This is a genomic window from Stutzerimonas decontaminans, assembly GCF_000661915.1.
In the GTDB taxonomy this organism is placed as follows: Bacteria; Pseudomonadota; Gammaproteobacteria; order Pseudomonadales; family Pseudomonadaceae; genus Stutzerimonas; species Stutzerimonas decontaminans.
On sequence record NZ_CP007509.1, the window covers coordinates 3971857 to 3987646 of the forward strand.

Annotated in this window: 12 protein-coding genes; 4 read left to right on the forward strand and 8 right to left on the reverse strand. The window is 62.7% G+C overall.

The features are described from left to right. Window positions 1-142: 142 nt before the first annotated feature. A complete protein-coding gene (locus tag UIB01_RS18410) occupies window positions 143-937 on the reverse strand; it encodes a thermonuclease family protein (protein ID WP_038663645.1) in 795 nt (264 codons plus the stop codon). A 20-nt stretch (window positions 938-957) separates the two neighbouring features. Then, window positions 958-1170, reverse strand: coding sequence for a 50S ribosomal protein L31 (rpmE, locus tag UIB01_RS18415; RefSeq protein WP_014821726.1), 213 nt, complete (start codon window positions 1168-1170; stop codon window positions 958-960). 196 nt (window positions 1171-1366) lie between these two features. Between rpmE and UIB01_RS18420 the strand changes: the two genes are divergently transcribed. The 3 genes from UIB01_RS18420 (at window position 1367) to UIB01_RS18430 (ending at window position 6108) form a co-directional block, all read left to right on the forward strand. Continuing rightward, a complete protein-coding gene (locus UIB01_RS18420) occupies window positions 1367-3589 on the forward strand; it encodes a primosomal protein N' (protein WP_038663647.1) in 2223 nt (740 codons plus the stop codon). 113 nt (window positions 3590-3702) lie between these two features. Then, on the forward strand, window positions 3703-5442 hold the full coding sequence (gene argS, locus UIB01_RS18425) for an arginine--tRNA ligase (protein WP_038663649.1): 1740 nt from the start codon (window positions 3703-3705) through the stop codon (window positions 5440-5442). Then, window positions 5443-6108 (forward strand): SPOR domain-containing protein, encoded by a 666-nt coding sequence (locus UIB01_RS18430; RefSeq protein WP_038663652.1) that lies wholly within the window; start codon window positions 5443-5445, stop codon window positions 6106-6108. Between the two features lie 57 nt (window positions 6109-6165). Here UIB01_RS18430 and UIB01_RS18435 read toward each other — a convergent pair whose 3' ends face one another. The 4 genes from UIB01_RS18435 to trxA form a co-directional block, all read right to left on the reverse strand. Continuing rightward, on the reverse strand, window positions 6166-7137 hold the full coding sequence (locus tag UIB01_RS18435; protein WP_038663654.1) for a CDP-6-deoxy-delta-3,4-glucoseen reductase: 972 nt from the start codon (window positions 7135-7137) through the stop codon (window positions 6166-6168). A 73-nt stretch (window positions 7138-7210) separates the two neighbouring features. After that, entirely contained in the window at window positions 7211-8677 is a 1467-nt protein-coding gene (ubiD, locus tag UIB01_RS18440) for a 4-hydroxy-3-polyprenylbenzoate decarboxylase (protein WP_038663657.1), read from the reverse strand. Window positions 8678-8799: 122 nt separating this feature from the next. Further along, window positions 8800-10059, reverse strand: a complete 1260-nt coding sequence (rho, locus tag UIB01_RS18445) for a transcription termination factor Rho (protein ID WP_038663660.1) — start codon at window positions 10057-10059, stop codon at window positions 8800-8802. Window positions 10060-10289: 230 nt separating this feature from the next. Beyond that, window positions 10290-10616, reverse strand: coding sequence for a thioredoxin TrxA (gene trxA, locus UIB01_RS18450; protein ID WP_003283463.1), 327 nt, complete (start codon window positions 10614-10616; stop codon window positions 10290-10292). A 183-nt stretch (window positions 10617-10799) separates the two neighbouring features. Between trxA and ppx the strand changes: the two genes are divergently transcribed. Then, window positions 10800-12302, forward strand: coding sequence for an exopolyphosphatase (ppx, locus tag UIB01_RS18460; protein ID WP_038663666.1), 1503 nt, complete (start codon window positions 10800-10802; stop codon window positions 12300-12302). A 118-nt stretch (window positions 12303-12420) separates the two neighbouring features. Here the strand turns inward: ppx and ppk1 are convergent, their stop codons facing one another. Further along, a complete protein-coding gene (ppk1, locus tag UIB01_RS18465) occupies window positions 12421-14631 on the reverse strand; it encodes a polyphosphate kinase 1 (RefSeq protein ID WP_038663670.1) in 2211 nt (736 codons plus the stop codon). 19 nt (window positions 14632-14650) lie between these two features. After that, on the reverse strand, window positions 14651-15664 hold the full coding sequence (gene hemB, locus UIB01_RS18470; RefSeq protein WP_038663672.1) for a porphobilinogen synthase: 1014 nt from the start codon (window positions 15662-15664) through the stop codon (window positions 14651-14653). Between the last annotated feature and the right edge of the window lie 126 nt (window positions 15665-15790).

Sequence of the window (15790 nt, forward strand, 5' to 3'; positions counted from 1 at the left end):
GCTTATTTTACTGGGACAGACAGGCGGTCGAGCATACGCCAAGAACAAGCGGACTCACAAGCCAGTCGCCAAGCAGACTGTCAAGCCCGAGCCAGTAAGACTTTCCGGGTAGATGGAGCCCGGTCAGCAATCAGGAAATCGCTCAGCGAGACAGGCCCAGCATGGCCGGATGGGTAACGCGCAACATCCAGCGAGCCCGGCTCGAGCCAGCCCGCCCACGACGATCAACCACCCAGCCTCGCGGCTCAAGTCGCTGCCCCGCGAGGGCATCCAGTGCGCGAAGATCGAATGCTTCGAACGCCTGGGGCGGAATATGCACCACCAGCGGCCCGTCCATTTCCAGCCAATAACCGCCGCGATTGCGCTCGACCCGCTCGACTTTGGCAGCGATCAGCGTGAAGCCGCCCTGCCTCAGCGACTGCGGCGAGCGTGGCGTCAGCTTGCGCCAGATGCCAAGACGATCCTGTCGGCCCTGCTGCTCTGCTCGCTGATGACAGCCTACCAATGCCGTGTTCGGCGCAATGGCGACCATAAAGCCGAGACCTTCAGCGAGCAGCGCAGCCTCAAGGTTGCGACCTCGGGCGTCGTAGGCATGGGCCAGGGTACGCCCGTAGCGGTCCTGGCGCTCGCGCCCCATAACCAGCCCCACCCGCCCATCACTGGCCTTCACCAGTGCCTGCAGCCGCCGCTGCGCCGCTATGGCATAGGGCTCCGCGCTGCGACCGTCACGACCCAGCTCCGGCGTGTTGATACCGATCAGGCGGACGTTGCGCCCATCGACCAAGCGCAGCGTGTCACCATCTACTACTCGCGCGACCTCCACCGTAGGCAAGCGCCCAGGCGATGGGCAAAAAGCCAGCGCTTGAACTTGCCAGAAGACGGAAACGAAAAAGGCGCCCACCAGGGACGCCTTTTTTATGTGCTCGGAAAACCTCATCGGATTCCCAGTACGCCAGCTTACTTGGCGCCGAACACACCGAAACGCTGTTTGAAGCGATCGATACGGCCGCCGGTATCCAGCACCTTCTGCTTGCCGGTGTAGAACGGGTGGCACTCGGAGCACACGTCGAGGCTCAGGTTCTTGCCCAGCGTGGAGCGGGTCTTGATGACGTTGCCACAGCTGCAGGTGGCCTCGATTTCGACGTAATTAGGATGGATATCGGCTTTCATGGTGAATCCTCTAGGATTGTGTGCCGCCACCCGACCCTATGTCGAGTACCGCACGAAGTAGGGCGCGAATCATACCAGAGCGCTAGGGTGATGCAAGCACAGGCGACCGGTGTGCAGCCCCGGAGCGGATGCGCTTATCGCCGGCAGCGGACGTTACGATCGTTTACCATCGCCGCTCACTGCCAAGGATCATCGCGTGTCTTCCAGCATTCTCCGCCTGGCGCTGCCCTCGCCCCTGCGCCGCCTGTTCGATTACTTGCCGCCGATTGGCATCGCGCGCGCCGCCCTGCTACCGGGCATGCGTCTGCGCGTACCGTTCGGCAGGCGCGAAGTGATCGGCATTCTGGTGGAGGTAACTGACCAGAGCGAGGTGCCGATGGAGAAGCTCAAGCCTGCTCTGGAACTGCTGGATAGCAAACCGCCCCTACCTGCCCCACTGTTCAAGCTTTGCCTGTGGACCGCGCAGTATTATCAGCACAGTCTTGGTGACACCCTCAGCTGGGCGCTGCCGGTGCTGCTGCGCCAGGGCGAACCCGCGGAGGCGCGCCAGGAGCGCTACTGGCGTTTGGTCGATGGCGCGAGCCCTGACGATCCGCGGTTGGCTCGTGCACCCAGGCAGCGCGAAGCGCTGAAGGCCATCGCCCAGCATGCCCACGGCTTGCCGCATGCACTGCTCAGCAAGTTGCAGTTGAACAAGGACAGCCTCGACCTGCTGCTGGAAAAGGGCTTGGTGCGTATAGAGTCCCGCCGCAGCAGACCGTCGCGCGAGCACAGCGGGAGCTGGCTGCTGCAGGCCGAGCTGACACTCAACGCGCAGCAACGTGCAGCGTTCGAGGCCGTCAACGCCGGCCTTGGTGGTTTTCAGGCGTTCCTTCTGGCGGGCGTGACCGGCAGCGGCAAGACAGAAGTCTATCTGCAGCTGATCCATCGCGTGCTCGAGGCTGGCAAGCAGGCGCTGGTGCTGATCCCGGAGATCAACCTCGGACCGCAGACGCTCGCCCGCTTCGAACAGCGCTTCAACGCACGGATCGCCCTGCTGCACTCCAATGTCAACGACCGTGAGCGGCTCGATGCCTGGCTCGCGGCCCGCGACGGCGAAGCTGACATCATCATCGGCACCCGCTCGGCGCTGTTCACGCCGATGAAGAATCCGGGACTGATCATCATCGACGAGGAGCACGACGCCTCCTATAAACAGCAGGAGGGCCTGCGCTATCACGCCCGCGACCTGGCCCTGCTGCGCGCACGCCAGGAAAATCTGCCGATCTTGCTCGGTTCCGCCACGCCGTCACTGGAAAGCCTGCACAACGCCCACAGCGGGCGCTACGCATTGCTCAAACTGACGCAACGCGCCGGCAACGCCCAGTCACCGCGATTCATGCGCCTGGATGTGAAGAGTCGCCCACTGGATGCCGGCATTTCCGGCCCACTGCAACAGGCCATCGGCCAAACGCTTGCGGCCGGCCAACAGGTGCTGGTCTACCTCAACCGGCGCGGCTTCGCCCCCACCCTGCTCTGCCACGACTGCGGCTGGCTCAGCCAATGCCCGCGTTGCGACGCACGAATGACGTTGCACCAACGCCACAACGAACTGCGCTGCCACCATTGCGGCCATGTCGAACGGCCCCCGCGCAATTGCCCGGACTGCGGGAAGGTGGACCTGCGCCCAGTGGGTGCCGGAACGGAACGTGCCGAGGAGCGCCTGGGCATCCTCTTTCCGGACTATCCGGTGCTGCGCATCGACCGTGACAGCACCGCACGCAAGGGTGCGATGGAGCAGATGATCGGCACCATCAACCGCGGCGAGCCCTGCCTGCTGGTCGGCACGCAGATGCTCGCCAAGGGCCACCATTTTCCGCGCGTCACGCTGGTGGCAATTCTCGATGCAGACGGAGGACTGTTTTCCGCGGACTTTCGCGCCAGCGAACGCATGGCCCAGCTCATCGTCCAGGTCGCCGGACGTGCTGGGCGGGCGGATGAACCGGGCAAGGTGATCATCCAGACGCACCTGGCCGACCACCCTCTGCTGGTACAGCTAACCGAGCAGGGCTACTTCGCCTTTGCCGAGCAGGCGCTGTCCGAACGCCGTGCAGCGGGGCTGCCACCTTTCAGCCATCTGGCGCTGCTACGCGCGGAAGCACAGAAACCCGGGCAGGCCGAAGCCTTCCTTGATGATGCCTGCAGCCTTGCCGAACAGCTGCTCGAGCAACTGCAACTCAACGGAGTCGAACTGCTCGGTCCGATACCTGCTCCGATGGAGCGGCGTGCCGGGCGCTATCGGGCTCAGTTGCTGTTGCAGGGCAACGCCAGGGCGTCCCTGCACCGCCTGATGGGCGCCTGGGTGCCCATGCTCGAACAGCTACCCGGTGGCCGCGCCGTACGCTGGAGTGTGGATGTCGATCCGATCGATCTGTTCTGACCAGGACTCGAAATGTCGACTTTTCCGGTACTAAGCGCCACGCAGCTTGAAGCGAGCCCCTTTGCGCCCCGATAATGCCGGGTTTTCGCGCACTCTTGCGGACCGAGCCGACCATGAAAGACAGCATTCGCCACCTGATCCAGCAAGCCCTTGTTCGTCTGACTAGCGAAGGCGTGCTGCCCGAAGGGCTGACACCTGCTATCCAGGTGGAAAACACCAAGGACAAGAGTCACGGTGATTTCGCCAGCAATATCGCCCTCATGCTGGCCAAACCGGCCGGCCTGAAGCCGCGCGACCTGGCCGAGAAGTTGATCGCCGCGCTGCCGCAGGATGCGCAGGTCAGCAAAGTGGAAATCGCCGGGCCGGGCTTTCTGAATTTTTTCCAGAACAGCGCCGCACTCGCCGAGCGCCTCGAGACGGCCCTGGCCGACCCACAACTTGCGGTACGCAAGGTCAACGCCACGCAGCGCGTGGTGATCGATCTGTCGTCGCCGAACCTCGCCAAGGAGATGCACGTCGGCCATCTGCGCTCGACCATCATCGGCGATGCGGTCGGCCGCGTGCTGGAATTCCTCGGCGACGAGGTGATCCGGCAGAACCATGTCGGCGACTGGGGCACCCAGTTCGGCATGCTACTGGCCTACCTCGAGGAAAAGCCGGCCGCCGCGGAAAGCGAGCTGTCCGACCTGGAACAGTTCTATCGCGCCGCCAAACAGCGTTTCGACGAGTCCGCCGAGTTCGCCGACCGCGCCCGCGAACTGGTGGTCAAGCTGCAAGCCGGGGACGCACAGTGCCTAAGCCTGTGGGCGCGCTTCAACGACATATCCCTGTCGCACTGCCAGAAGATCTACGATCGCCTCAACGTCAAACTGACTCCTGCCGACGTGAAGGGTGAAAGCGCCTATAACGCTGAGCTGGCAGGCATCGTCGATGCGCTGCGCGAGAAGGGACTGCTCACCGAGGACAACGGCGCCCAATGCGTTTTCCTCGACGAATTCAAGAACGCCGAAGGCAATCCGTTGCCGGTAATCGTGCAAAAGGCCGGCGGCGGTTATCTCTATGCCACCACCGACCTGGCCGCCATGCGTTACCGCAGCCAGGTCCTGCATGCCGACCGCGCACTGTACTTCGTCGATCAGCGCCAGGCGCTGCACTTCCAGATGGCCTTCGAAGTGGCGCGCCGCGCCGGCTTCGTTCATGAAGGCATGCAACTGGAGCACATGGGCTTCGGCACCATGAACGGCGCCGACGGTCGCCCATTCAAGACTCGCGATGGCGGCACGGTGAAGCTGATCGACCTACTCGACGAAGCCGAGCAGCGCGCTTACGCCTTGGTTAAAGGCAAGAATCCGGACCTCGACGAAACCGAGCTGCGCCAGATCGCCCGCGCCGTTGGTATCAGCGCAGTCAAATACGCCGACCTGTCCAAGCACCGCACCAGCGATTACCGCTTCAACTTCGAGCTGATGCTGAGCTTCGAAGGCAACACCGCACCTTATCTGCTGTACGCCTACACCCGCGTGGCCAGTGTGTTCCGCAAGCTGGGTCAAGGCATCGACGAGATCAGCGGGCAGATTCAGCTGCAGGCCGACCAAGAGCTCGCCCTGGCTGCCAAGCTCGCGCAGTTCGGCGAGGTGCTCAACAGCGTTGGCGAAAAAGGCGAACCGCACCTACTGTGCGCGTACCTGTACGATCTGGCCGGGTTGTTCTCCAGCTTCTACGAACACTGCCCCATTCTCAGTGCCGAGCAGGAGGAACAGAAGCAGAGCCGTCTGCGCCTGGCCGCCCTGACCGGCAAGACCCTCAAGCAGGGCCTGGAACTTCTTGGCCTGGAAACTCTGGAGCGCATGTAAGTGGCTGCAAGGAAGAAAGCCGCGCCCAAGCGGGGCGCCAGCCGTTATCAGGCGCCAGCCAAACAGGCCGTGCCGGGCTGGGTCTGGCTGGTCTGCGGCCTGGTGATCGGCGGCTTCATCATGTTTTTGATGAGCCTCGAGCCAGGCGGCGAAGAGGTCAAACGCACCAAGGAAGCCCCCAAGACGGCGATAAAGGAGCAGCCCAAGCGCACACCGACCAGCGAACAGCCGCCACGTCCGAAGTATGACTTCTATACGCTGCTGCCCGAGTCGGAAGTGATTCTGCCGCCGGAAGCCAAGCAGCCGGAGCCGCCCGCCAAGCCGGTAACGCCTGAGGAAGCGGCAAAGATCGACGAAGCCCGCGCGCAGGCCGCACTCAACGGCCAGGTGCCGCCGCCACCGCCCACCGTGGCCAAGGCACCGGTCACCCAATTCTTCCTGCAGGCCGGCTCGTTCCGCCAGCAGGCGGAGGCCGATCGGGTACGCGCGCAAATCATCCTGCTTGGCCAGGATGTGCGCGTGGAAAGCGTCAAGGTGCGCGACGAGCCCTGGTATCGCGTACTGGTCGGGCCCTTCGGCAGTCGCGAGCAACTGAACGCCGCGCAGAAGACGCTGGCCGCCAGCGGTTACAAGAATCTGCTGCTGCAACAGCGGCAAACGCGCTGAACGAAAAACGCCGGGTTTCGACCCGGCGTTTTCTTTATCGCAGAAAGCCAACCTGTATCAGGCTTCACGCGGTGCGTAGGCGAAGACGTCCGCGCGCATCTGATGCGGGTCCATCCCTGCCTCCACCAGCGCATCCAGCGTGCCATAGACCATCGACGGCGAACCGCTGGCATAGATATGCAGCGGTTTGAGATCGCTGAAATCCTCACGGATCGCTTCGTGCAGCAGGCCGCAGCGCCCCTCCCAACCGCAGACATCGCTGACCACCCGATGCAGGTGCAAATTGCTCATGCCCTGCCACTCGTCCCAATGCGGCAGCTGGTAGAAGTCTTCCGGCCGCCGAACTCCCCAGTACAGATGCACCGGATGGACAAAGCCGGCGGCGCGGCAATATTCGATCAGGCTGTGCATCTGCGCCATGCCGGTGCCAGCGGCGATCAGCACCAGCGGGCCGTCCGGCAGCTCGGCCAGGTGCGTATCGCCGAAGGGCATTTGGATCCGGGCAAAGCCCTGTCGCCGCAGGAACGCCAGTAGCTCGATAGCGGACTCCTCGCGAGCCAGCACATGCAGCTCGAGCTCTCGACCACTGCCGGGCGCCGAGGCGAGGGAAAACGCCGACCACTCGCCATCCTCCCGTTGCAGCAACAGGTACTGGCCGGCGTGATAGCGCGGCTGTCGGCCGGCAGGCAGACGCAGACGCAGGCGCACTACATCGCCGCCGACCTCTTCGTAGCCGCTCAGCTGGCAGCTCAGCTCGCGCACTGGCAGTTCGCCGGGCGCCAGCACGCCATCCCAGAGCAGCACGCAGTCTTCCAGCGGCTCGGCCAAGCAGGCGAGCAGCTCGCCGTGATCGCGCACTTCGCCGGCCTGCCGCACACGTCCTTCGACCAACAGCGAAGCGCAGATATGGCAATTGCCGTTGCGACAGCTCTGCGGGCATTCGTAGCCCAGACGCCGGGCGGCGTCGAGGAATCGTTCGCCGGGCCGCACGTCGAGCACGGCGCCGGATGGCTGCAAGGTAACTTTCATGTGCACGTCTTATCAGTGAACGGGATGACCCGCCAAGGCTTCGGGCGGGCTCGGGCCCGCCTCTTCGGTTATGTCAGTCGATACCCAGCTGCGACCAGAGTTCATCGACCCGCTGCTTCACCGCCGAATCCTGGACGATGGCTCGCCCCCACTCGCGGTTAGTCTCGCCCGGCCATTTGTGGGTGGCATCCAGGCCCATCTTCGAGCCCAGCCCTGAGATTGGCGAGGCGAAATCCAGATAGTCGATCGGTGTATTGTCGATCATCACCGTGTCGCGTTTGGGATCCATGCGCGTGGTGATGGCCCAGATCACGTCGTTCCAGTCGCGGGCATTGATGTCGTCATCGGTGACGATGACGAACTTGGTGTACATGAACTGGCGCAGGAAGCTCCACACCCCCAGCATGACCCGCTTGGCGTGACCGGGATACTGCTTCTTCATCGTCACCACAGCCATACGGTAGGAGCAGCCTTCCGGCGGCAGATAGAAGTCGACGATTTCCGGGAACTGCTTCTGCAGGATCGGCACGAACACCTCGTTCAGCGCCACGCCGAGAATCGCCGGCTCGTCTGGCGGTCGACCGGTATAGGTGCTGTGGTAGATCGGATTCTTGCGATGGGTAATGCGCTCGACCGTGAACACCGGAAAACGGTCGACCTCGTTGTAGTAGCCGGTATGGTCGCCGTAAGGCCCCTCGTCGGCCATCTCGCCCGGATGGATATGCCCCTCGAGGACGATTTCCGCGTACGCCGGCACCTGCAGACCGGAGCCGATCGCCTTGACCAGTTCGGTGCGCGAGCCACGCAAAAGACCGGCGAAGGCATATTCGGAGAGCGTATCGGGTACCGGCGTGACCGCGCCGAGAATCGTCGCCGGATCGGCACCCAGGGCCACTGCCACCGGATACGGGCGATCCGGGTACTTCTCGCACCACTCACGAAAATCCAGCGCCCCGCCGCGATGGCTGAGCCAGCGCATGATCACTTTATTGCGACCGATAACCTGCTGGCGGTAGATGCCGAGGTTCTGCCGTTCCTTGTTCGGCCCCTTGGTGATGGTCAGGCCCCAGGTGATCAGCGGCGCCGCGTCACCCGGCCAGCAGTGCTGTACGGGGATTGTCCCCAGGTCGACGTCATCGCCTTCGATGATCACTTCCTGGCAGGGCGCATCCTTGAGCACCTTGGGTGCCATGCTGATGACCTTCTTGTAGATCGGCAGCTTGCTCCAGGCATCCTTCAGCCCCTTCGGTGGCTCCGGCTCCTTGAGGAACGCCAACAGCTTGCCGATCTCACGCAGTTCGGAGACGTCTTCCGCGCCCATGCCGAGGGCAACCCGCTGTGGCGTGCCAAACAGGTTGCCGAGCACCGGCATGTCGAAACCGGTAGGGTTTTCGAACAACAGCGCCGGGCCTTGCTTGCGCAGCGTTCGGTCGCAGATTTCGGTCATTTCCAGAACAGGAGAAACGGCGGCGGTAACGCGCTTGAGCTCACCACGTTTTTCCAGGCCGCTGATAAAGTCGCGCAGATCGCGATACTGCATGCTTGAGCCTCGCATGGGCCGGCAGGTCGGGGCGCAAAGTTTAGCGCCCGCGTCGGGTTTTCCAAAACCTGCAGACAGACAAAGGCCGGGTTTCCCCGGCCTTGTTGGCAACGACGAGTCGCTTACTTACGCTTCATGGACATGAAGAATTCGTCGTTGGTCTTGGTGTCCTTGAGCTTGTCGAGCAGGAACTCGATGGCGGCGCTCTCGTCCATCGGGTGCAGCAGCTTGCGCAGAATCCAGATGCGCTGCAGCTCTTCTTCGCTGGTCAGCAGCTCTTCGCGACGAGTACCCGAACGGTTGATGTTGATGGCCGGGAATACGCGCTTCTCAGCGATGCGGCGATCGAGCTGAAGCTCGAGGTTGCCGGTGCCCTTGAATTCCTCGTAGATCACCTCGTCCATCTTCGAGCCGGTTTCCACCAGCGCGGTGGCGAGAATGGTCAGCGAACCGCCTTCCTCGATGTTGCGGGCGGCACCGAAGAAACGCTTGGGCTTCTCCAGGGCGTGGGCATCGACACCACCAGTGAGCACTTTGCCGGAGCTTGGAATCACGGTGTTGTAGGCACGCGCCAGACGGGTGATGGAGTCGAGCAGGATGACCACGTCCTTCTTGTGCTCGACCAGGCGCTTGGCCTTCTCGATGACCATTTCGGCAACCTGCACGTGACGGGTTGGCGGCTCGTCGAAGGTCGAGGCGACCACTTCGCCGCGCACGGTGCGCTGCATCTCGGTCACTTCTTCCGGGCGCTCGTCGATCAGCAGGACGATCAGGTGGCATTCGGGATTGTTGCGGGTGATGTTGCTGGCGATGTTCTGCAGCATGATCGTCTTGCCCGCTTTCGGCGGTGCGACGATCAGGCCACGCTGGCCCTTGCCGATCGGCGCACAGAGGTCAATCACGCGACCAGTGAGGTCTTCGGTGGAACCGTTGCCGGCTTCCATCTTCAGACGCTGGTTGGCGAACAGCGGCGTCAGGTTCTCGAAGAGAATCTTGTTCTTCGCGTTCTCCGGTCGGTCGTAGTTGATCGAGTCGACCTTGAGCAGGGCGAAGTAGCGCTCGCCTTCCTTGGGAGGGCGAATTTTGCCGATGATGGTGTCACCGGTGCGCAGGTTGAAGCGACGAATCTGGCTCGGCGAGACATAGATGTCGTCCGGGCCCGCCAGATACGAGGAATCCGCGGAGCGCAGGAAGCCGAAGCCGTCCTGGAGAATCTCCAGCACGCCATCACCGGAGATTTCCTCGCCGCTTTTAGCGTGCTTCTTGAGCAGGGAGAAAATCACGTCCTGCTTGCGCGAACGGGCCATGTTGTCGATGCCCATCTGTTCGGCCATTTCCAGCAGTTCGGTGATGGGCTTTTGCTTGAGTTCAGTCAGATTCATAGAAAGAGTCAGGAAGGATGTAGAAAGCGATTAGCTTGAGAAGCCGCGCAGCAAGAGACGAACAGGTTCGTTGTGCTTTATGAGGCTGAAGTGCGTCGGCGACGGCGTGCAGAGGGCGACGGAAGAATGCGTCGCGAGGCCGAATTTAGCACCGCGCAGACGAAGCGTCCACCCTGCCGATAAAAAAAGCCCCCGCGTCTGCGGGGGCTTTGCAAGGAACGACGGCGAACTCAGATGTTGCTGTCGAGGAACGCTGCCAGCTGCGACTTGGACAGCGCGCCGACCTTGGTGGCCTCGACGTTGCCGTTCTTGAACAGCATCAGCGTCGGAATACCACGCACGCCATACTTGGGCGGGGTCTCCTGGTTTTCGTCGATATTGAGTTTGCAAACCTTCAGACGGCCTTCGTAGTCCTTGGCGATCTCGTCGAGTACCGGCGCGATCATCTTGCAGGGGCCACACCATTCAGCCCAGTAGTCGACCAGTACGGGACCGTCGGCCTGGAGGACGTCCTGCTCGAAACTGCTGTCGCTGACATTGTTGATGTATTCGCTCATGGATTTTCTCCAGGGTCGGAACGGAAAGGTCGCCATCATAGCCCTACTGGGAGCGGACCGAAAGCCGCAGACCCGCCAGCGAGCGACGAGCACCCGCTCCTGGCCGCGAGGTGCGGCGACGACTGCGTTGGCGGATGGAGATGATCATGTCAGGATGTCGGGGTTTTGCATCGAGACCGCCTAATGCGCCAGAACACCGCTGAGACCTTTCCCATGATCGCCGCCCTGGATCTGGGCTCGAACAGTTTTCATATGGTGCTCGCCCGCACCGCCAACGGCGAAATGCGCATCCTCGAACGCCTCGGCGAAAAGGTCCAGCTGGCCGCAGGCATCGACGACAATCGCCTGCTCGACGAAGCTGCCATGCAGCGCGGACTGGACTGCCTGCGGCGCTTCGCCCAACTGGTCAATCATCTGCCGCAGGGCGCCGTGCGTATTGTCGGCACCAACGCCCTACGCGAAGCACGCAATCGCGCCACGTTCATTCGTCGCGCCGAAGAGATCGTCAATCATCAGGTCGAAGTCATCTCCGGCCGTGAAGAGGCCCGCCTGATCTACCTCGGCGTATCGCACACCATTCCCGCTAGCCAGGGTCGCCGCCTGGTCGCAGACATCGGCGGTGGCAGCACCGAATTCATCATTGGCGAAGGCTTCGAGTCGCAACTGCGCGAAAGCCTGCAGATGGGCTGCGTGAGCTACACCCAACGTTTCTTCCGTGACGGCAAGATCACCCCGGCACGCTATGCCCAGGCTTACACCGCGGCACGGGTCGAGCTGATGGGAATCGAGCATGGCCTGCGCCGGCTTGGCTGGCAGGAATCCATCGGCGCGTCCGGTACCATCCGTGCCGTAGGGCTGGCCATCAAGAGCGGCGGTTTTGGCAGTGGCGAGGTCAACGTCGAAGGGCTGGGCTGGCTCAAACGCAAGCTGTTCAAGCTCGGCGACGTAGAGAAGATCGACATCGACGGCGTCAAGCCGGACCGCCGCGGCGTGTTTCCGGCGGGCCTGGCGATTCTTGAGGCGATCTTCGACGCGCTGGAAATCAGCAGCATGACCCACTCCGAAGGCGCGCTGCGCGAAGGCGTACTCTACGACCTGCTCGGCCGCCACCACGACGAGGACATTCGCGACCGCTCGCTGAGCTTCCTGATGGAGCGCTACCACGTCGACATGGAGCAGGCCGCACGGGTCGAAGCCAAGGCACTGGAAGCGTTCGACCAGGTCGCCGAAGCCTGGAACCTCGACCAGGACTGGCACCGCGAACTGCTCGCCTGGGCTGCGCGCGTACATGAGGTGGGCCTGGACATCGCCCATTACCACTACCACAAGCACGGCGCCTATCTGATCGAACACTCCGATCTTCCGGGTTTCTCGCGTCAGGACCAGCTGATGCTGGCGCTGCTGGTACGCGGCCACCGTCGTAATATCCCGCAGGACAAGTTTGGCGAGACCGGAGCCGACGCCGATGCATTGGTTCGCCTGTGCATCCTGCTGCGCTTTGCCATCCTGTTTCACCACATCCGCGGCGCCAATGCCGTCTCCGAGGTACAGCTGAAGGCCGTCGAGCGCAGCCTGGAGCTGATCTTCCCGGACGGCTGGCTCAGCGCCAACCCGCTGACCCACGCCGACTTCGAGGCCGAGGCCGCCTGGCTCGCGCGGGTTGGTTACGAACTACGGATGAAATAAAGCGGCCGGATCAGAAATCGGCCCCAGCCCGTCGGACGACCACTTTCGAGCCTGCCCGACGCCCTTGGCAGCGCAGCAGCGATCAACTGGATCTCTGCTGTACTGCCGGCCGGGTTTCTCAGCGCGTGACGATTTGCGGACCGGTCAGACGCTCCAGTAGCGTGCTCTGCACATTGCGTGCGTTCTGGTTGCCGGTGGGGCTGTTGCGCAGGTAGCTGCCATCAGGCTGCAAAATCCAGCTCTGGGTGTTGTCGCTGAGGAAGCCTTCGAGCTCCTTCTTCACCCGCATCACCAGTTTCTTGCCCTCGACCGGGAAGCAGGTTTCCACCCGCCGATCGAGGTTGCGCTCCATCCAGTCGGCGCTCGACAGATAGAGCTTCTCGTCGCCATCGTTCTGGAAATAGAACACCCGGCTGTGCTCGAGGAAGCGGCCGATGATCGAGCGCACGTGGATGTTGTGCGAGACCCCGGCTATACCCGGACGCAGGCAGCACATGCCGCGCACGATGAGATCAACGCGCACACCGGTTTGGCTAGCCTTGTACAGCGCCTTGATCATTTTCGGATCGGTCAGTGCGTTGATCTTCAGGATGATATGCGCGGGCCGGCCCTCGGCCGCGTGCTGCGTCTCTTGTGCGATCAGGTCGAGCAGCGTTTTCTTCAGCGTGAACGGCGCATGCAGCAGCTTCTTCATGCGCATGGTCTTGCCCATGCCGATCAGCTGACTGAACAGTTTGGAGACGTCCTCGCACAGCGCGTCGTCAGAGGTCAGCAGGCTGTAGTCGGTATACAGCCGGGCGTTGGCGGCGTGGTAGTTGCCGGTGCCAAGGTGCGCGTAGCGGCACAGCTCGCCGTTCTCTCGACGCAGGATCAGCATCATCTTGGCGTGGGTCTTGTAGCCGACCACACCGTAGATCACCACCGCGCCGGCCTGCTGCAGGCGACTGGCGAGTTGCAGATTGGACTCCTCGTCGAAGCGGGCGCGCAGTTCGATCACCACGGTGACCTCCTTGCCGCTGCGCGCCGCATCGACCAGCGCATCGACGATCTCCGAATTGGCACCCGAGCGATACAGCGTCTGCTTGATCGCCAGCACGCAGGGGTCCTTGGCCGCTTCCCGCAGCAGGTCAACTACCGGCGTGAAGGACTCGAACGGGTGCAGCAGCAAAATGTCCTGTTTGTTGATCACACTGAAGATCTTGTCGCTGTTCTGCAGCAACTTGGGGATCGATGGCGTGAACGGGCTGTATTGCAGCTCTGGGTGACTGTCCAGACCGGTGATGCTGAACAGCCGAGTCAGGTTGACCGGGCCATTGACCCGATACATTTCACCCTCGCTGAGGCTGAACTGCTTGAGTAGGAAGTCGGCCAGGTGCTGCGGACAGGTGTCAGCCACCTCCAGGCGCACGGCATCGCCATAGCGGCGCGAGATCAGCTCGCCGCGCAACGCACGGGCCAGGTCTTCGACGTCCTCGGTGTCCACCGAAAGGTCGGCGTTACGGGTGAGACGGAACTGATAGCAGCCCTTGACCCGCATGCCGTGGAACAGGTCGTCGGCATGGGCATGGATCATTGAGGAGAGGAAGACGAAGTTGTCGCCCGGTCCGCCTACCGACTCCGGCACGCGGATGACTCGCGGCAACAGCCGCGGCGCCGGAATGATCGCCAGACCGGAATCGCGGCCGAAGGCATCCACGCCCTCCAGCTCGACGATGAAGTTCAGGCTCTTGTTCACCAGCAACGGGAACGGATGGGTCGGGTCGAGACCGATCGGCGTGACGATCGGCGCGATCTCGTCACGGAAATAGCGGCGCACCCAGGTCTTGAGCTTGGCCGTCCAGTGCCGACGGCGAATGAAGCGAATCTGATGTTCGGCCAGTGCCGGCAATAGCACGTCGTTGAGGATCGCGTACTGCCGGTCGACCTGTTCATGCACCAGCTCGGAAATACGTGCCAGCGCCTGATGCGGCTGCAGGCCGTCGGCGCCGGCCTGTTCGCGGGCGAAAGTGACGCGCTTTTTCAGCCCGGCAACGCGAATCTCAAAGAACTCATCGAGGTTGCTGGAGAAGATCAGCAGGAACTTCAGCCGCTCCAGCAACGGGTAGGACTCATCCAGCGCCTGCTCCAGCACCCGAATGTTGAACTGCAGCTGCGAAAGCTCGCGGTGGATATACAGCGCACTGTCATCCAGATTGGTCACCAGCGCCGCCGGCGCTTCCTCGACGACCTCCGGCGCTGCGGGCACCACCGTCTCAGGCACCACCGGCTCCAGCACCTCGCTGACAACGGCGTCCTGCAGTTCCATTTCGCTGAGTCCCTGGTTGTTCATCGCTTTGCCTCGAAAGGGCTCACTGGCCCCGTTTTAATTGTTGTGCCGCGTGTTTGGCGAAGTAAGTCAGGATGCCATCGGCCCCGGCACGCTTGAAGCCGACCAAAGACTCGAGGATGACTGCCTCGCTCAGCCAGCCGTTCTGGATGGCCGCCATGTGCATGGCGTACTCGCCACTGACCTGATAGACGAAGGTCGGCGCCTTGAAGGCATCTTTGACCCGCCAGACGATGTCCAGATAGGGCAGCCCCGGTTTGACCATCACCATGTCAGCGCCTTCGGCCAGGTCGGCGGCGACTTCATGCAGGGCCTCGTCACCGTTGGCCGGGTCCATCTGGTAGGTGTTCTTGTTGCTCTTGCCGAGGTTGGCCGCCGAACCGACCGCATCGCGGAAGGGGCCGTAGTAGGCACTGGCGTACTTCGCCGAGTAGGCCATGATGCGCACGTTATGGTGCTCGGCCACTTCAAGCGCCTCACGGATCGCCTGGATGCGACCGTCCATCATGTCCGATGGCGCGACCACCTGGGCGCCGGCCTCGGCATGCGAAAGCGCCTGCTTGACCAGCGCATCGACGGTGACGTCGTTCTGCACGTAGCCGTTGTCGTCGAGGATGCCGTCCTGGCCGTGAGTGGTGAAGGGATCGAGCGCGACATCGGTGATGATTCCCAGCTCTGGGAAACGCGCACGCAGGGCACGGGTGGCGCGCTGGGCAATGCCGTCGGGATTCCACGCCTCGGCAGCGTCCAGAGACTTCTTCTCCAGCGGCGTCACCGGGAATAGCGCCAGCGCCGGAATGCCCAGCGCCACCAGCTCCTCGGCTTCCTCGAGCAGCAGATCGATGGACAGCCGCTCCACGCCGGGCATCGACGGCACTGGCTCGCGGCGATTCTCGCCATCGAGCACGAACACCGGCAGGATCAGGTCATCGACCGTCAGCACATTCTCGCGCACCAGGCGGCGGGAAAAATCGTCACGACGGTTGCGACGCAGACGAGTAGCGGGGAACAGCCGGCTGGCAGGAACGAAACTCACGACGGACTCCTGGCCCGCAGAACGGGCGAATATGACGTTTATAGGCCTGGCACATGACGAAATGATGACAACACACGCTGCCGGGCCTGGGAAATCGCCTCCATTGTCGCCAGCCATGCCGACGAC